This is a genomic window from Sutterella sp. KLE1602 (assembly GCF_001578585.1).
Lineage (GTDB): Bacteria > Pseudomonadota > Gammaproteobacteria > Burkholderiales > Burkholderiaceae_F > Sutterella > Sutterella wadsworthensis_A.
On the sequence record NZ_KQ968523.1, the window covers coordinates 1 to 17212 of the forward strand.

The following is a 17212-nucleotide window of genomic DNA, read 5'->3' on the forward strand; positions in this document are numbered from 1 at the left end:
CCGACCGGAGCTTTTCGTAGCGTTTCGAGAAACGATACCGCCGAAACCTCACAATTAGCTAGCTAAGTTTCTATTATCAAAAGAGCTGTACGTATCTTGACGATCAGCTAAGGATGAGGCGGAAGAAGATGCGGGAAAACGTCACGCCCGGGCCGTGTGTCCGGCATGGCAAGTTCCTTCTTCTTGCGGTAGCATAGGCGCGGCCGGCAGAGCCTTGAAAAGGGGCGAAAAGCCGACCTGTTCCCAATCTTCAAACAGTCTCCCTCCTGGCGGTGCGCCGTGAAAAAGGCCTTCCTTCAGCTTCACATCTCCATTCTTCTGGCCGGCTGGACCGGCGTCTTCGGCAAGCTCATGATGCTCTCGCCCGGCCTCATCGTCTTCTGGCGCATCGTGATTGCGGGCGGCTGCCTGTGGCTCTGGGCCTGGCTGACGAAGCGCCTTGAGAAGGTGACGCCGCGCGACAGGATCGCGATCATGGGCGTGGGCGCGCTTCTCGCCGTGCAGTGGACGCTCTTCTATGCCTCGATCAAGGCCTCGAACGTGAGCATCGGCGTCGTGGCCTTCTCGTCGATCGGCTTTTTCACGGCGCTCATCGAGCCGCTGATGAACAGGGCCCGCATCTCGCTGCGCGAGATGCTTTTCTCGCTCGTGACGATCTTCGGCATCTCGCTCATCTTCCACTTCGACGCGCAGTACCGCCTCGGCATTGCTCTCGGCCTCGTGGGCGCCGCAGCGGCGGCGCTTCTGGCCGTCTACTTCAAGCGCTACCGAGCCAAGTACTCGAGCGTCACCGTCATGAGCTGGCAGCTACTCGGCGGCTTCGCCTTCTCCTGCGTTGCGATCCCCATCTACGTCTCGCTCATGCCGCCCGAGCCCTTCATCCCGACCTGGCCCGACACGCTCTATCTGCCGATCTTCGCGATCTTCTGCACGCTCTTCATGTACATCCTGCAGATCCAGTCGCTCGAGCATATCTCGGCCTTCACGGTCAACCTCTCCTACAACCTCGAGCCGATCTACTCGATCATCCTCGCCATGGTCATCTTCGGCGAGGCCCGCGACCTCGGTCCTTCCTTCTACCCAGGCATCGGACTCATCGCACTATCCGTGGCGCTGCAAACCAGTTCGGTCGTGCGCGGCAGGAAGCGCCAGAAGCGCATCGAGGCCCGAAAGGCCGCCGAGTCCGCGAAGGCCGGGAAGACTGAAAACTCTTGAGACAAAGTCGTTTGCGGTTTTTTCCCGTTCGCACGCGGGCGGTGGCACGATTCTGCGTGTTCCTTTTTCACATCAGGAAAGCCCATGACCCACATTCTCAAGAGACTGGCCGCGGCCGCCTGCATGACGCTCACGCTTGGCATCGCCTTCGCCGGCCAGCCCCTCAAGATCGAATCCATCACCTACGAGCCGCAGGCGAACGTCAACGGCGAGCAACTTCTGCTCAACGGTGCGGGCCTTCGCACGAAAATCTTCTTCAAGGTCTACACGGCAGGGCTCTACCTGAAGGCGCCCGCCCGCAGGAACACCGAGGTCATGGCCCAGAACAGCGCTGCCCGCGTTCGTCTCGGCCTGCTACGCGACGTCTCCTGCGCGAGCTTCATCGACTCGCTCAACGACGGCATCAAGGCGAACCTCCAGCCTGCCAAGGAAAAGGCGATTTCCGCCGGACTTGAGGCCCTGCGCAGCCTCATGAGGTCGATCGGCGACGTGAAAACGGGCGACATCATCGACTTCGACTATTCGCCCGACAAGGGCACCACGGTCCATCTGAATGACAAGCCCGTGGGCGAGCCCATCGGCGGCGGCCGCGCGCTCTACAACGCCGTGCTAGCCATCTGGCTTGGCGACAATGCCATCGACGACGGCCTCAAGAAGAAGCTTTTGAAATCAGGCGACTGAATGCCCTGAAAAATACAACGGCCCGGAACCGCAAGGTTTCGGGCCGTCATTTCATTGAAGGACTGCGGGTCATTCGCCCCTGAGCTTCCTCAGGAAGCGCTTGGCGGTGCCGCACGCATAGCCGAGCGCATAGAAGCGCTCGCCCATCGCGTGGATGATGGCCTCGACGTCGGGCAGCGGAAGCTTGTCGGCGATGTAGCCGCGAAGCTCCTCACGAAGAACGTCCTCGGCGGGACGGTTTCGCATTTCAGAGACGGCACGAAGCGTGCGCATGGCCTCGGGGGAAAGACGCCCCATGATCTCGCGGGTGACGTCGGGAGCGTGCTCTTCAAGCGGACTGCGCGCCATGGCTAACCTCAGGCGAATTCGGGCGGAACGCCCGTGAAGACCTGCGCCCACATGCCTGCGACCTGCGCCAGCGCCTGACGGGCCGCGGGCGTGTCGAGGCCGCCGCGCTCGACGATCTCGCGCGCGAGGTTGTCGGCGTCGTCGGCAAAGAGCGCGGCCGCATGCGTGATCACCTGACGGGGCGAATGGCCGTGATAGTCGAGCGTCTCGGCCAGATAGTCGGCGAGACCGCCGTTGCCGTGCCACTCGGAGTCGGCCTCATAGTGAGGATTCTCGCCCGAAAAGGCGTTGACGAGCCAGCGCACGAGCTTGCTCTTGGCCTCCTCATACTCCTCGTCGCTCATCATGCCCGCGGCGCGCTGAGCGGCGCGAAGCGTCATGTTGCGGACGGCCTTCGCGAAGATCTCGCCCGTCACCTCGACGCTCAGAAGATTGGGCAGACGCTCCGCCCTGGAACTGAAGTCCTTGCAGCATCCTGCGCTGCAGTTCGATCCGCAACCGGCCATGTCCCGTCTCCGATCGTTCAGTTGAGTTTGTCGGTCCTGCGGCCGGTGAAGCGCAGCGTCCAGAGCGCGGCGGTCGAATTCACGGTCTCGGAGAGCTTCTCGGGCGTCATCTCATCGGCCTTCGTCAGCGTGCGGACCATGTCGTAAATGCCGTGCAGGAAGGTGCGGCACACGTAGACCATGACGGCGCGCGGATTGGCACTGTCGATCTCCTCGGGGAGCTCGTCCTCGGCATAGTCGGGAAGCTTGCGCAGCTCCTCGACGAGCGCGGGACCGACGAGCGGAAGCGCGCTCGTGAAGCCGGGATTCTCACCCATGAGCGTGCGGGCGAGGTGACGCGCAATGGCATCGTCCTCCTCGGTTGCCTGGTCGGGCGTGATGGCCTTCGTGGCAACGCGGTGCATGCGGCGGAGCACGTCCCAGATGCAACCGACCAGCAGCTGTTCGAGCACGTTCTCGTCAAGAACGACAGCCTCGACCTTTTCCTCGCCCTGCTCCGGGGCCTGCTCCTCGATCTTCTTTTCGTCCGTCATTCCGTCTTGTCTCCTTCGCTGTCATCCGCCGCGCCTTCCTCGTCCTCCTCTTCGGGGGCAATGCCGAGGATCATCTCAGCCCAGGTGGCGAAGTGGGCGGAGAAGAGTTCGTCATGAAGGACGCCGTTCAGAATGGTCTGCATGTCCGTCGTCTCGTGGGCATCGGCCCAGTACTCTGCGATGGCGGCGGCCTCCTGGAAGCAGGTCATGACGGCGAGCACAAGGAGACTCTCGTCATCGGCGAAGGTCCTGCGGTCCTCCTCGGGCATGTTTTCAAGCATGTCGGAAAGAAGCGGACGAAGGGCGGCGCCCCGCGCGGCGGGATCCCAGCCCTCGGGAAGCTCGAGCGAGTCGGTGTGCCCCATGAAGATCGAGGCGACGCCGAAGACGATCCTGGAGAAGTCATTGGGATCGCCCTGCTCATTCAGCATGACGGCGATCGCATCACGTCCGGTGTACATCAGGATCTCGGTGAGAACGGCGGAATCGCCGATCGAAGGAAGCGCCACGACGGCGCCGCTCGTATTCTGTTCGGTCATAGGAAATTTCATCCTTGGGGGCCATCATGCAGGGGTGCCGCGGCTCTTGTGAAAACATGCCGACATTATACAGAGCGAAGGCCCCGCACCCGCTTCAGGAGTACGAAACGGCATGCGGTGCAGGTGATGATGGAGGTGCGACGGAAAAGGCGCCCGCGGACGAATCCTGCGGGCGCCTTCGGAAGGTGCTTCAAAGGACGGCTCAGGCCTTGGGCGGGAGCTGGGCCTTGGCGCCGTCGACGATCTTCATCGCCGAGGCGATCATGCCGGAGATGTCGCCGAGGTTGCCCGGGACGATGAGCGTGTTGTTGGTCTTCGCGAGCTGCGAGAAGGCCTCGACGTACTTTTCGGCGACCTGCAGGTTGACGGCGTTCATGCCGCCTTCGGCCTGCGTGGCGGCGGCAACGCGGCGAAGGGCCTCGGCCGTTGCCGTGGCAAGGGCGAGCGTGGCGGCCGCCTGGCCTTCGGCCTTGTTGATCTCGGCCTGCTTTTCACCCTCGGACTGGGCGATGGCGGCCTCGCGGGCGCCGGTGGCGAGGTTGATCTGCTCGAGCTTGCGGCCTTCGGATGCGGCGACGACGGCGCGCTTTTCACGCTCGGCCGTGATCTGCTGCTGCATGGCCTGCAGGATGACGGCGGGCGGCGTCAGGTCCTTGATCTCGTAGCGGAGCACCTTGACGCCCCAGTTGAGGGCCGCCTCGTCAATCGCGGAGACGACGGACTTGTTGATGAGATCGCGCTCCTCGAAGGTCTTGTCGAGCTCCATCCTGCCGACGACGGAGCGAAGCGTCGTCTGGGCGAGCTGCGTGATGGCGACGACGTAGTTGGACGTGCCGTAGGAGGCGCGCTGCGGGTCGGTCACTTGGAAGAAGAGGACGCCGTCGACCGTGAGCTGGGTATTGTCGCGCGTGATGCAGACCTGGCTCGGCGTGTCGAGCGGAATCTCCTTGAGGGAGTGGCGGTAGGCGACGCGGTCGATGAAGGGAATGATGAAGTTGAGGCCCGGCGTGAGCACGGCGTGGAACTTGCCGAGGCGCTCGACCACCCACGCGGTCTGCTGGGGCACGACCTTGACGGACTGGAACGCAAAGAGCACCGCCACGACGACGAGCACGAGCGTAAAGATGAGAAAGCCGCTGACGTTCATTTTTTCAATGACTCCGTATGACGTGTGAAATAGGCGTCGCCTCTACTTGAGGGCGGCGGAACGAAGGACGAGGCGAGTACCGTCGACGCGGGCGATGATCCAGGTGCCCGGCGTGAGATCGCCCTCTTCGGCGCAGGCGATCCAGGGCGCGCCGCGGTACTGCACGACGGCGGTGCCGCCCGTGCCCACGGATTCGACTCGGATGCGCTCGCCCTCGTCAAGATTCATGAGACGATCGGCCTGCGGATTCTTCCTGCGGCGCAGGAGATGCGCAAGCGCGCAGCCGATGACGGTCACGAGGGCGCAGACCGCGAACTGCCAGCTCGCCGAGAGGCCAAGCCAGCTCGCGGCGCCCGCGGCCGCGCACGCCAGCGTGACGGCCAGAAGATAGACCGTGCCCGTCACCATCTCGACGGCGGCGACGATCAGCGCCAGTATGAACCAGAGAACCGTACCTGATATGAACAACGTTCCTGCCTCCGCAAGCGCCCTGATCCGCCGCAGGAACCGCCCTGCGGGCCACAGAGGCCGTACCAGAACACTCTAGCACAGCGGCGAACGGCTGCACTCCTAGGTTTTCACGCACTTACGAAACGACAATCGGGAAGACAAAAAGACCGGCGCCCGCATTCCTCCGAAGAGAACTGCGGGCGCCGGTCCTCACTCAACTGCAGAAGTCGTGAAAACTATTCTCCGTGCGTACGGTCTCGAATCGCATCCAGTCCTGTCGCCGCGGCAAAGGCAGCGATCGCCGCCGCAAAGCTCGCCTGCGGCGCGAGAAGACCGAGAACGGGCGCCGCAAGAAAGAATGCGGAGACCGAAAGACCTGCGGTTGAGGCGGCTCTGAGCGCCGTGCGCGTCCTTGCAGCTACATGCTTCGTCATATTGCCCTTCCCTGCGCCCGAAAGGCGCCTGTGATTCGTGTGGTCCTGCCCGTTCGCACCTGCGAATGGTTCTCATTCGTGTTAATGATAATCATTCTCATGGCACATGTCAAGCACGGACGTAAAAACATCTCGGGCACACGCGATTCGAAGGGACCAGACAAAAGCCCCCGGCGCCTTTCGGAGCCGGGGGCTTTGTTCGGACTAGCGTCTCAGCGCGTCAATTACTTGACGGCGAGGCGACGCCACGTGTCGACGACGGTGTCGGGGTTGAGCGAGATGGACTCGATGCCCTGTTCCATCAGCCAGGCGGCGAAGTCGGCGTGGTCGGAAGGACCCTGGCCGCAGATGCCGACGTACTTGCCGCGTTCGCGGCAGGCCTTGATGGCCATGGCGAGGAGCGCCTTGACGGCCGGATCGCGTTCGTCGAAGGACGCGGCGACGAGGCCGGAGTCTCGGTCGAGACCGAGGGCGAGCTGCGTCATGTCGTTCGAGCCGATGGAGAAGCCGTCGAAGTACTCGAGGAACTGGTCGGCGAGGACGGCGTTGGACGGAATTTCGCACATCATGTTGAGGCGAAGGCCGTTGACGCCGCGCTTGAGGCCGTACTGTTCCATGATTTCGTTGACGCGCTTGGCTTCATTGAGCGTACGCACGAACGGAATCATCAGTTCGACGTTGGTGAGGCCCATTTCGTCGCGCACGAACTTCATGGCGCGGCATTCCATCGCGAAGCATTCGGCGAACTGGTTCGAGATGTAGCGGGAGGCGCCGCGGAAGCCGAGCATCGGATTTTCTTCATCCGGCTCGTAGAGGGCGCCGCCGATGAGCTTGCGGTACTCGTTAGACTTGAAGTCGGACATGCGGACGATGACCTTCTTCGGGTAGAAGGCGGCGGCAATCGTGGCCACGCCTTCGGCGATGCGCTTCTCGAAGAATTCCTTCGGGCTGGCATAGCCGGCGGAGAGGCGTTCGGCGGCGTCGCGCAATTCGCTCGGGACGTTCGGGTACTCAAGAACAACCTTCGGGTGGATGCCGATGTTGTTGTTGATGATGAACTCAAGGCGGGCAAGGCCGACGCCCTTGTTCGGGATGGCCTGGAACTCGAAGGCGAGCTGCGGGTTGCCGACGTTCATCATGACCTTGACCGGGATTTCCGGGAGGGCGCCGCGCTGGACTTCCTCAACGGCCACTTCCTGGATGCCTTCGTAGATGTTGCCCGTGTCGCCTTCGGCGCAGGACACCGTCACTTCGTCGTTTTCGCAGAGGCGTTCCGTGGCGTCGCCGCAGCCGACGACGGCCGGGATGCCGAGTTCGCGGGCGATGATGGCCGCGTGGCAGGTACGACCGCCGCGGTTCGTCACGATGGCGGAGGCCTTCTTCATCACCGGTTCCCAGTTGGGGTCGGTCATGTCCGTGACGAGAACGTCGCCGGCCTGAACGCGATCCATTTCAGCGGCGCTGTCGACGATGCGGACCGGGCCCGTGCCGATCTTCTGGCCGATGGCGCGGCCCTGGCAGAGCAGGCGGCCCTTGGACTTGAGCGTGTAGCGGAGCTGCACGTCGGCCTTGTTCTGCTGGGACTTCACCGTTTCAGGACGGGCCTGAAGGATGTAGATCTTGCCGTCGTTGCCGTCCTTGCCCCACTCGATGTCCATCGGACGACCGTAGTGCTTTTCAATGATGCGGGCGAAGCGGGCCAGTTCGATCACATCTTCGTCGGTGATGGCGAACTTGCGGCGGTCTTCGGCCGGGACATCGACCGTGCGGACCGTGCGGCCGACGGACTTGTCGGATTCGAACTCCATCTTGATGAGCTTGGAGCCGAGCGTCTTGCGGATGATCGGATACTTGCCGGCATCAAGGATGGGCTTGTGGACGTAGAACTCGTCGGGATTTACGGCGCCCTGAACCACGGTTTCGCCGAGGCCGTAGGAGGCGGTGATGAAGACCACCTGGTCGAAGCCGGATTCGGTGTCGAGCGTGAACATCACGCCGGCGGCGCCGCGGTCGGAGCGGCACATGCGCTGCACGCCGGCGGACAGGGCGACTTCAGCGTGCGTGAAGCCCTTGTGGACGCGGTAGGAGATGGCGCGGTCGTTGTAGAGGGAGGCGAAGACCTCCTTCATGTGCTTGAAGACGGCGTCGATGCCGACGACGTTGAGCACCGTTTCCTGCTGACCGGCGAAGGAGGCGTCGGGAAGGTCTTCAGCCGTGGCGGAAGAACGAACGGCAACGGAGATTTCCTCCTGACCGTCCTTGAGCCATTCGTAGAATTCGCGGATTTCCTTTTCGAGCTCGGCCGGGAACGGAGCGGCTTCAATCCAGCCGCGGATCTCGGCGCCGGCAGCGGCGAGCGCCTTGACGTCGTCGACGTCAAGGGTGGTGAGACGCTGAGCAATGCGCTCCTCGAGACCGCCTTCCTTCAGGAAGAGGCGGAAGGCTTCGGCCGTGGTGGCGAAACCGTCCGGCACGCGGATGCCGGCGCTCGTGAGCTGGCTGAGCAGTTCGCCGAGCGAAGCGTTCTTGCCGCCGACGCGATCAACGTCGGTCATGCGAAGCTGACTAAAGGGGAAAACGTAACGACCCTGTACCATGCTTATCCTCTTAAGCCCCAAGAACCGGGGCGGTGGTTCAATTGTGGGGGATTTTACCCGTTCAGAGCGCTTTATGCGCCGGAAAATGGGCCTACCCTGCATATTTTTTGATCCCGCAGGACAATTTCAGGGATTTTCCGCAGGTCCGATCCGCCTCAATAGATGAAATCTAGACGCAGGCAGAGTGTCATTGTTCCCATCTAGGTGGTTTTGAGTAGGGCGAGGCACTTTCACGCGGCAGCGGATACAATGAACTGATCCGATCCGGCCGGCAGGCGCCGCCCCCGCGGCACCGCCCCCCCTCCAGACCGTCTATATATAGAGAGCAAGCCCGTGGTCACCCAGCAACTGCAGGACTTTGCGCGTCAGTCCGTCTACGACGCGCTTTCCGCCCTCTTTCTCCAGCCCGAGGCGAAGGGCGCCTATGAAAATTACGTCGAGGCGATGCGCGCGGCCGCAGGGCTCGCGGCCGAACTCGGCACGAACGCCGCCCCGTTCGAGGCGGTGCTCGACGCCCCCGCGCCCGAGCCGCTCGAGCTCGAACGCGAGTACGCCAGACTCTTCCTGGGCACGTGCGAGGGCACGGTTCCCCTTGCCGAATCCGCCTGGCTCCACAGGGACGAGATCCCGCTCTCCCAGCTTGAGTGCCGCAAGGCCTACGCCGACGCCGGTCTTGAGACCGCAGGCATCCTCGGCGTGCCCGAAGACCATCTCGGCCTGCAGCTCGGCTTTCTCACCGTCCTGATCCTCAAGAACGACCCCGCAGCCGCCACCGCCTTCTTCGAGGCGCACGCCGCCAAGTGGCTCCCCGCCTTCGCCGCAGCCGTTCGCGCACGCAGCGACGCCCGACTCTACGCACTTGCGGCCGGCGTCCTCGAGGGCGTCATCGAAATCGAAGCCGCCCTCGTCCAGAAGGCCTGACGGAGGAGAGGCCCCGACCTCCCCGTCTTCATCCACCCCGCCACCCTCTTTTCTTGGTAGACTGTCCGCTATTCCCATTGCGAATAGCGGACGGCTCTGCCCATGATCTCCCTTCACTTCACGACGCGTCTTCCGGGCTTCACGCTCGAGGCGGAGTGCGACCTGCCCGGCGACGGCTTCACGGCCGTGCTCGGCCCATCGGGCTGCGGCAAGTCGACGCTCGCCGGCGGCATCGCGGGTCTCGTGAAGCCCGCATCGGGCACGATCAGCGTCAACGGCCGCGTCTTCAGGTCGGACGATCCGTGCATCGATCTTCCCGTTGAATCGCGCGGCATCGGCTTCGTCTTCCAGTCCCACAGGCTCTTTCCGCACCTCACCGTTCGCGAGAACCTGCTCTTCGGCAGGCGCTTCGGAGGACGCCGCACTGCAGTCGACCAGGATCGCCTCATCGAGGTGCTCGGCATTGCGCACCTTCTTTCACGCCGTCCCGACACGCTCTCGGGCGGCGAAAGCCAGCGCGTCGCGCTCGGGCGCGCCATTCTCGCCGCCGAGACGCTCCTCATCATGGACGAGCCGCTCGCGAGTCTCGACTCGGAGCGCAAGGCCGAGCTTCTCGGCTACTTCGAGCGCATTCCCGAAATCACGGGCATTCCCGTCCTCTACATCACGCACGCCGCCGACGAGGCCGAGAGGCTCGCGAAGACCGTCCTCACGATGAAGGACGGCCGCATCGCGGACATCCGCACGCCGGCCTGACACCGACCACTCCCAACCCAAGGATCTCATCATGAAACTCAAGCCGCTTCTCATCTCCCTTGCCGCCGTCTCCGCTCTTGCCGCGGGCGCCGCGAACGCCGCGCAGGTCATCGTCACGACGGGCGCGGGTTACGTCAAGATGGTCGACGCGCTCGCCGCGCTCTATCAGAAGGAGACGGGCGTCGCCGTCGAGAAGAGCTTCGGCGGCAACATCGGCCAGATGCTCGCCCAAGTGAAGCACGGCAGCGGCGTCAACGTCGTCATCTCCGACGAGGCGAGCCTCGAGAAGTTCCACGATGCGCTCGCACCCGACGCCAGGCGCCTCGGCGACACGCCGCTCGTCCTCGTCTGGCGCAAGGGACTTGAGCTGAAGCGCCCCGAGGACATCGCGCTCGACTCCGTCAAGACCGTCGCCTCGCCCAATCCGAAGGCCGCCGTCTACGGCCGCTCCGCCGCCAAATGGCTCAAGGCGACGGGCCTTGACGCGAAGGTCGCGCCCAAGCTTCAGGTCGTGGGCACCGTGCCGCAGGTCTACTCCTACGTAACGACGGGCAACATGGACGCAGGCTTCGTGAACCTCGCCGTGCTCAAGTCCGGCACGGAGGCACTCGGCGGCCACGCGGCCATCCGCGACGAAAGCGCCGTCGTGCACATGACCGTGCGTCCCGTGCGGGGCGCCGAGGCCGACGCCGACGTGAAGGCCTTCATGGACTTCCTCGCCTCCGAAAAGGCTAAGCCCGTCCTCAGGAAGTTCGGCATCGAATGAGGACGCCCGCGACGCACGCCCGCCATGATCGACCTGATTCTCAACGAGCCGCAGCTCCTCTTCTCGCTTGCACTCACCGCGAAGACCTGCCTCGTCACGCTCGCGCTCTTTCTCGTCGCGGGGCCGCTCGCAGGCTACTACCTCGCGAGGGCGCCGGGAGTAGCCCCGCGCGTCCTCGGCTTCATTATCACGATTCCGCTCGTCTTTCCGCCCGTGGCGCTCGGCTACATGCTCTTGACGGCGCTCGGACGCACGAGCCTCGTGGGCGGAGCGCTCGAACCCTTCGGCCTCTCGCTCATCTTCAACGAGACGGCCGTCGCGCTCGCGGGCTTCATTGCGGGCCTACCGCTCGTCGTGCGTCCGCTTCAGGCGGCGTTCGCCTCGCCGCGCCTCATCGAACTCGAGGAGGCCGCCCGCATCCACGGCGCGGGCAGGCGCGACGTCTTCCTCAGGATCACGCTCCCGCTCGTGCGGCCGAGTCTCGCGGCGGCGCTCCTTCTCGGCTGCGCCCGCGTCTCGGGCGAGGTGGGCATCACGATGATGCTCGGCGGCAACATCTCGGAGCGCACCAACACACTCTCGCTCGAAATCTTCAACGCCGTCTCGCGCGCCGACTTCGACGCCGCGAACGCGCTCTGCCTCCTGCTCTCGCTCTTTGCGGCCGTCATCTTCCTTGCGGCCGAGCTCCTCATCAGGCGCAGCCCAAGGCTCTGACCTCAAACGCCCGTACGACGCGGGAACCCTCAGACTGGACTCATCGGAAATGGCCGATCGGTTAGAATGGAAGGATTACCCAATCCTTTTCATCTATCCGCCATGACAGACACCCAGAAGTGCGCCCCCTGCCGACAGATCTTCATCGTGAGCGACGGCACCGCCATCACCGCCGAAACGCTCGCGCATTCGATCATGACGCAGTTCCCCGACCTCGACTACCACCAGACGCGCATCCCGTTCGTCAACACGGTCGAGAAGGCGCTTGAAACCGCGCAGCGCATCAATCAGGTGGAAAAGGAAGAAGGCCTTCGTCCGATCATCTTCACGACCTTCGTGGATCCGGACATCATGCGCACCTTCAACGAACACGTGAGCGGTCACATCATCGACCTCTTCCGCAAGTTCGTCGGCCCGCTCGAGACCGAGCTCGGCATGAAGAGCGCGCACTCCATCGGCCAGAGCCACCGCATCCGCGACGACGCGAAGTACAACCGCCGCATCGCCGCCATCGACTACACGCTCCAGCACGACGACGGCCAGACGAACCGCGGCCTCGACGAAGCGGACGTGATCCTCGTGGGCGTCTCCCGCTCGGGCAAGACCCCGACGTCGCTCTACCTCGCCATGCAGTTCGGCATCAAGGTCGCCAACTACCCGCTCATCCCCGAGGACTTCGACCGCGGCTCCCTGCCCGACGCCCTCATTCCGCTTCGCGAAAAGCTCTTCGGCCTCTCCATCAAGCCCGAGCGCCTTTCCGAAATTCGCAACGAGCGCCGTCCGAACAGCCGCTACGCCAGCATCGAGAACTGCCGTCAGGAAATCGCCGACGCCGAAGGCCTGATGGCCCGCGAAGGCATCCGCTGGCTCAACTCCACGACGAAGTCGATCGAGGAAATCTCCGCCACGATCATGGCCGATCTCGGCCTCGACAAGCGCCGCAACTCCTGACGCCGACGACAGTCAAACCCCAAGAAGGCCCGGCTTCTTCTCGGAAGGCCGGGCCTTCTTTCTTTCCCGGGCCTCAGGCAGCTACGCCAGAAGCTGCGCCTGCGCAGGCGGCTCTCTCCAGGGGCCGTTCATAAGCTCCTCGTACGCCTCAAGCCAGCCGAGCCTCTCGACGGCTGACCTGAAGGGACCCTCGACGAGCGGCGCACGGATGTCGATCTCCTCGCCCGTGACGGGATGCGGGAGCGTCATCCTCGCACAGTGGAGCATCAGGCGGTCCGCACCGAACCATTGCGCGACCGCACGGTTGAGGGGGCCCTTCCCGTAGGTGGCGTCCCCGATGACGGGATGCGCAAGCCACTTGAGATGACGGCGGATCTGATGCCTTCTGCCCGTGAAGAGCTCGGCCTCGACGAGGCCGAGGCGGGTCGTCTCGAACCTGCCCGAAGGAACGGGCGCCTCGCCCCTTGCGCGCTCGATGAAGACCGTGCGCGCATCCTGAGGCTCCGACGGACCGCGTCGTTTCTTCAGATACGGATCCTCGGGGAGCGAGAGCGGATGGCGGCAGTCGACGGATTCCTCGAGCCAGCCGCGCACGACGGCCGCATAGCGCTTCTTCACCTCGCCCGCCATCATGATGCGCCCGAGCCTCGAGGCCGTGTCCGCATCACACGCAAAGACGAGCACGCCCGACGTCCCGCGGTCGAGCCTGTGCACGGGCCAGACCCGACGGCCGAGCTGCTCACGCACGCACTGCACGGCAAAGACCGTGTCGCCGTTGGCGATCTCGGTGCGGTGCACGAGAAGCTTCTCGGGCTTCATCACGGCACACATCACGTCATCAAGATAAAGGACGGGAAGAACGGGAGGAACGGGCTCGGCCTGAACGGCCGCTTCGGCTTCGAATGACAGCATGGAGAGGCGGAAATGGCGTCGGTTGACGGAACGGGCGCCCATCATACCCAAATCCGGGCCTTTTTCGGCGGGATTCGTCGACAAAACCCGCCTCAGGACGCGCAACGGTGGACCTTCACATGCCGACACGAGGCCCCAGTCCGTGACCAGCATCCGGCATCCATTTGCCTTCGACTGCGGCTCTAGCGAAGAAAACGGAATGAAGCACAAGCGTCACGCCTTGATGATGTAACAATTTGTGTATCCATTCGCTACATCGAAAACCCATCTATAAAATGTAATCAATTTAGCCGCAGAAACGTCATCCCTTTCAAACCGACGTATCCGCGGCTTTTTCCTGAGTACTGACGGCAAATACCACTTTTGTTTTCGCTAACTGCGAAGGAGATGTTCTTAATGTCTACGCCAAACGCCCCCCTGACGATTCGCGACATGATCGAACCGGCCATCATGGCCGCCGGCGGCTGGGTCAACACCCACGCTCATGCAGACCGTGCCTACACCCTCAGCCCCGACGTTCTCGAGATGCGCCGCACCTGCACGCTTCAGCAGAAATGGGACGCCCTCGACGCCCTCAAGCGCAACTCCACGGAAGAAGACTTCTACCGCCGCTTCTCGATGTTCTTTGAAAACCAGATCGCCCAGGGCGTGTCCGCCCTCGCGACCTTCGTCGACATCGACCCGCAGTCTGAAGACCGCGCCATCAAGGCCGGCCTGCGTGCCCGCGAACACTATCAGGACCAGCTGACCGTCAAGTTCGCCAACCAGACCCTCAAGGGCGTGATCCATCCGGAAGCCCGCAAGTGGTTCGACATCGGCGCTGAACTCGTCGACATCATCGGCGCGCTCCCGAAGCGCGACGAACGCGACTACGGCCGCGGCGACGAAGCCTTCGACATCATCATGGAAACGGCCAAGTCCCGCAACAAGATGGTCCACGTCCACGTCGACCAGTTCAACGAAAGCCTTGAATACGAAACCGAGCAGCTCTGCGAAAAGACCATCCAGCACGGCATGCAGGGCAAGGTCGTCGCCATTCACGGCATCTCGATCGCCGCTCACTCCCGCGCCTACCGCCAGCGTCTCTACACGCTCATGCGCGAAGCCGACGTGATGATGATCGCCTGCCCGACCGCCTGGATCGACACCCCGCGTTCCGAACAGATTGGCCCGATGCACAACTCCATGACCCCGGTCGACGAACTCGTCCCGGCCGGCATCACCGTCGCCCTCGGCACGGACAACGTCTGCGACGCCATGGTGCCCTGGAACGCCGGCGACATGTGGCACGAAATGACCACGCTCGCCACGGGCTGCCGCTTCGACTACTTCGACGAACTCGTCAAGATTGCCACGGTCAACGGCCGCAAGGCGATCGGCATCGACTAATTTTCAGGAAAGAGATATAGAAAATGTTCAAGTCCAAGATTGCTGAAAACATCCTCGCCGAACACCTCATCAACAACGGCGCCGTGTCCTTCCTGACGGAACGTCCGATGCGCCTCAAGTCCGGCCTGATCACGCCGATCTACGTCGACAACCGCCGCCTGACGGCCGTCCCGGAAGCCTGGCGCGACATCCTTGAAACTATGGCCACGAAGGTCGTCGAACTCGGTCTCGAATTCGACATCGTCGCGGGCGTCGAAGGCGCTGGCGTCTCCCACGCCGCCGCTCTGGCCTACCGCCTCAACAAGCCGAGCATCTTCGTTCGTCAGGCCGCCAAGACCTACGGCAACAAGAGCCGCGTCGAAGGCTGCGACATCGCCGGCAAGCGCGTCCTCCTCATCGAGGACCACATCTCCACCGGCCTCTCGCTCCTCTCCGCCGTCGAAGGCCTCAAGGCTGAAGGCGCCACGGTCACGGACTGCCTCGCCATCACCTCCTTCGGCATCGACGAGACCAACAAGCTCTTCGAAAAGCAGCAAGTCCGCTGCCACGAAATGATCGACTTCACGAAGGTCATCGACAAGGCCATCGAACTCGGCACGATCTCCGCCGACAAGAAGGAAGTCCTCAACGACTGGCTCGCCAATCCGTGGACCTGGGCCGCTCGTCACGCCCTCACCCCGATGGACAACGAAAACTAATTTCCGTCGATCGGTTTGAATAGTCCCGCGTTCTTTGAAAACGCGCGCGGGACAGTCGAAAGGAGCGCTTTGCGAAAGCAGCGCTCCTTTTTTGCATCAAGTGCACGCCGCCGCGAAGATCAGCCGCACACCCTCCCGAACGACAAGCGTGAAATCCTGATTTCATTTCTGGTAGAATTGATTCGATGAGCTTCGGCAGAAACTGATGGAGTCTCGAACATGATGCGTGCGCTTCTGCTTGCGTCACATACTGACGCACCCCGTCATATTCTTCCCTCATGCAGATGCTGAAGCCCACCAAGGAGGAGAGAAACAATGAATGCAGTTGTCCGCAACGGTTGCTGTGAGATCAGAGGCGGCGCCGGCAAGCCCCGCGTCACGCTTCCCCCGATGAACATCGACGAAGCCATCCTTCATCGCGACCATGTCGCCGTCGTCCTGAGAAACGGCTACTGTCAGCTTTACAACACCGAAGGCAAGCTCGTCACGACGTACAGTGTCAACGACGCCAAGTTCGTCCGCTTCGTCGGCGACGACCAGCTGGCCATCCACCGCCGCAACGGCCGCGTCGAAATCCACGACTTCACCGGCCGTCTCGTCCGCGTGTCCGCCTGATCAGGGCCCGCGACGCACCGCAAAGCCGCAGATTCCGCAGCGACCGGCGGCTTTTCTACATCCACTGCATCCTGCCTGCGCAAGGATGCGTAACGTCTTGTTTCGGACCGCAGCCCTCATCCGCCCGCCGCACCCGCAATGGTGTATCGTGAGGATGTGGACTGAACGGAAGATCAGTCCAAAATGACCGTTTTTTCGACCCAAGACAAGAACAAAGCCATGCCCCAGAAGAAACTCCTCGTGATCGGCCTTTTCAGCCTGACCGTCGCCCTCAGCGGCTGCGCCACCGACGGCAACTACTATCGTTCCGACGTCTACAGCTCCAGCCAGGTGAACCAGGCTCAGCGAGTGAACACGGTTGAAATCATCGCCATCAATCCCGCTCAGGTGGCCGTGAACAACAGCGAAAACTCCGACCGTGCCCGCGCCACGGGCGCCATCCTCGGCGCGATCGCCGGCGCCGCCATCGGCAACCACAACAACCACTCGACCTCGTCCCGCGTCCTCGGCGGCCTTGCCGGCGGCGCGATCGGCGGTCTTGCAGGCGACGCCGTCGGCGGCTCCGGCACGACCTATGTCGACGGCGTGCAGCTCGTCTACCGCTCCTCCGACGGGCAGGTCTACCAGTCCACGCAGGTCGGCCGCATCTGCGAATACAAGCTCGGCTCCGCCATCATGGCCTCGTCTCGCAGCGGCGAGACCCGCATCCAGCCGAACAACCCGTACGGCTGCGGCAAGCGCTGATCCGGGTTTCCTGAAGGAAGTTTCATCGTCAATAACCCCTGTCTGAAGACAGAGGCTTGAAAGAGCCTTTATTGACTAGCCTCAGCGCCCTCCTTCGGAGAGGCGCTACGTTGGTTGGGAATGTATAGGCACCGTGGGATGTACATCCTAGTTCCACGCTCTGCGGCCTGTGATTAAAAGCTCTGAGAGGTAGGAGCGGTGTTGCAGGCACCAAACCCCGTCCAACATTGGCGAAGGATGTCTACCGGCCTTCGGGCCGTGCAAGCGGAACCTGCGGGTATCCGCAAAGGAGATGC

19 protein-coding genes are annotated in these 17212 nt (G+C 63.0%); 11 read left to right on the forward strand and 8 right to left on the reverse strand.

The features are described from left to right. The first annotated feature begins 279 nt into the window (after positions 1–279). Positions 280–1215, forward strand: coding sequence for a DMT family transporter (locus HMPREF3036_RS04460; protein ID WP_062331894.1), 936 nt, complete (start codon positions 280–282; stop codon positions 1213–1215). Positions 1216–1299: 84 nt separating this feature from the next. Continuing rightward, positions 1300–1896, forward strand: coding sequence for a chalcone isomerase family protein (locus HMPREF3036_RS04465; protein ID WP_062331896.1), 597 nt, complete (start codon positions 1300–1302; stop codon positions 1894–1896). A 69-nt stretch (positions 1897–1965) separates the two neighbouring features. On the opposite strand, the gene HMPREF3036_RS04470 is transcribed toward HMPREF3036_RS04465, so the two are convergent. The 7 genes from HMPREF3036_RS04470 to ppsA all read right to left on the reverse strand — a co-directional run bounded on the left by HMPREF3036_RS04470 (position 1966) and on the right by ppsA (position 8450). Beyond that, positions 1966–2244, reverse strand: coding sequence for a hypothetical protein (locus HMPREF3036_RS04470; protein ID WP_005434771.1), 279 nt, complete (start codon positions 2242–2244; stop codon positions 1966–1968). Positions 2245–2252: 8 nt separating this feature from the next. Next, positions 2253–2750, reverse strand: a complete 498-nt coding sequence (locus HMPREF3036_RS04475) for a hypothetical protein (RefSeq protein ID WP_005434772.1) — start codon at positions 2748–2750, stop codon at positions 2253–2255. Positions 2751–2767: 17 nt separating this feature from the next. After that, complete coding sequence (locus HMPREF3036_RS04480) at positions 2768–3283, reverse strand: hypothetical protein (protein ID WP_062331899.1); 516 nt, start codon at positions 3281–3283, stop codon at positions 2768–2770. Next, positions 3280–3822: a hypothetical protein gene (locus HMPREF3036_RS04485; RefSeq protein WP_062331902.1), complete on the reverse strand. Its 543-nt coding sequence runs from the start codon at positions 3820–3822 to the stop codon at positions 3280–3282. Before HMPREF3036_RS04485 ends, HMPREF3036_RS04480 begins: the two co-directional genes overlap by 4 nt. Positions 3823–4024: 202 nt before the next feature. Beyond that, a complete protein-coding gene (locus tag HMPREF3036_RS04490) occupies positions 4025–4969 on the reverse strand; it encodes an SPFH domain-containing protein (protein WP_005434775.1) in 945 nt (314 codons plus the stop codon). Positions 4970–5011: 42 nt separating this feature from the next. Further along, positions 5012–5437 carry an NfeD family protein gene (locus HMPREF3036_RS04495; protein ID WP_005434776.1) on the reverse strand — a complete coding sequence of 142 codons (426 nt, stop codon included), beginning with the start codon at positions 5435–5437 and terminating at the stop codon, positions 5012–5014. Between the two features lie 640 nt (positions 5438–6077). Beyond that, positions 6078–8450 carry a phosphoenolpyruvate synthase gene (gene ppsA / locus HMPREF3036_RS04505; protein ID WP_005434777.1) on the reverse strand — a complete coding sequence of 791 codons (2373 nt, stop codon included), beginning with the start codon at positions 8448–8450 and terminating at the stop codon, positions 6078–6080. A 333-nt stretch (positions 8451–8783) separates the two neighbouring features. Between ppsA and HMPREF3036_RS04510 the strand changes: the two genes are divergently transcribed. The 5 genes from HMPREF3036_RS04510 (at position 8784) to HMPREF3036_RS04530 (ending at position 12558) form a co-directional block, all read left to right on the forward strand. Next, a complete protein-coding gene (locus tag HMPREF3036_RS04510; protein WP_062331907.1) occupies positions 8784–9371 on the forward strand; it encodes a TorD/DmsD family molecular chaperone in 588 nt (195 codons plus the stop codon). Positions 9372–9473: 102 nt separating this feature from the next. Further along, positions 9474–10127, forward strand: coding sequence for an ATP-binding cassette domain-containing protein (locus tag HMPREF3036_RS04515; protein WP_062331910.1), 654 nt, complete (start codon positions 9474–9476; stop codon positions 10125–10127). A 31-nt stretch (positions 10128–10158) separates the two neighbouring features. Beyond that, entirely contained in the window at positions 10159–10893 is a 735-nt protein-coding gene (modA, locus tag HMPREF3036_RS04520) for a molybdate ABC transporter substrate-binding protein (RefSeq protein WP_062331913.1), read from the forward strand. Positions 10894–10917: 24 nt separating this feature from the next. Further along, positions 10918–11607, forward strand: coding sequence for a molybdate ABC transporter permease subunit (locus HMPREF3036_RS04525; protein WP_062331916.1), 690 nt, complete (start codon positions 10918–10920; stop codon positions 11605–11607). Between the two features lie 102 nt (positions 11608–11709). Beyond that, positions 11710–12558 carry a posphoenolpyruvate synthetase regulatory kinase/phosphorylase PpsR gene (locus HMPREF3036_RS04530; protein ID WP_005434782.1) on the forward strand — a complete coding sequence of 283 codons (849 nt, stop codon included), beginning with the start codon at positions 11710–11712 and terminating at the stop codon, positions 12556–12558. An 81-nt stretch (positions 12559–12639) separates the two neighbouring features. Here HMPREF3036_RS04530 and HMPREF3036_RS04535 read toward each other — a convergent pair whose 3' ends face one another. Further along, positions 12640–13515, reverse strand: coding sequence for a pseudouridine synthase (locus HMPREF3036_RS04535; protein WP_197457935.1), 876 nt, complete (start codon positions 13513–13515; stop codon positions 12640–12642). Positions 13516–13866: 351 nt separating this feature from the next. On the opposite strand from HMPREF3036_RS04535, the gene HMPREF3036_RS04540 reads away from it, so the two are divergent. From HMPREF3036_RS04540 to HMPREF3036_RS04555, 4 genes are all read left to right on the forward strand, one after another. Then, positions 13867–14859 carry an amidohydrolase family protein gene (locus HMPREF3036_RS04540; protein ID WP_005434786.1) on the forward strand — a complete coding sequence of 331 codons (993 nt, stop codon included), beginning with the start codon at positions 13867–13869 and terminating at the stop codon, positions 14857–14859. 23 nt (positions 14860–14882) lie between these two features. Next, entirely contained in the window at positions 14883–15557 is a 675-nt protein-coding gene (locus HMPREF3036_RS04545; RefSeq protein ID WP_005434787.1) for an orotate phosphoribosyltransferase, read from the forward strand. Between the two features lie 315 nt (positions 15558–15872). Then, on the forward strand, positions 15873–16172 hold the full coding sequence (locus tag HMPREF3036_RS04550; RefSeq protein WP_005434789.1) for a hypothetical protein: 300 nt from the start codon (positions 15873–15875) through the stop codon (positions 16170–16172). 219 nt (positions 16173–16391) lie between these two features. Continuing rightward, positions 16392–16916 (forward strand): glycine zipper 2TM domain-containing protein, encoded by a 525-nt coding sequence (locus tag HMPREF3036_RS04555; protein ID WP_062331919.1) that lies wholly within the window; start codon positions 16392–16394, stop codon positions 16914–16916. Positions 16917–17212 lie beyond the last annotated feature (296 nt).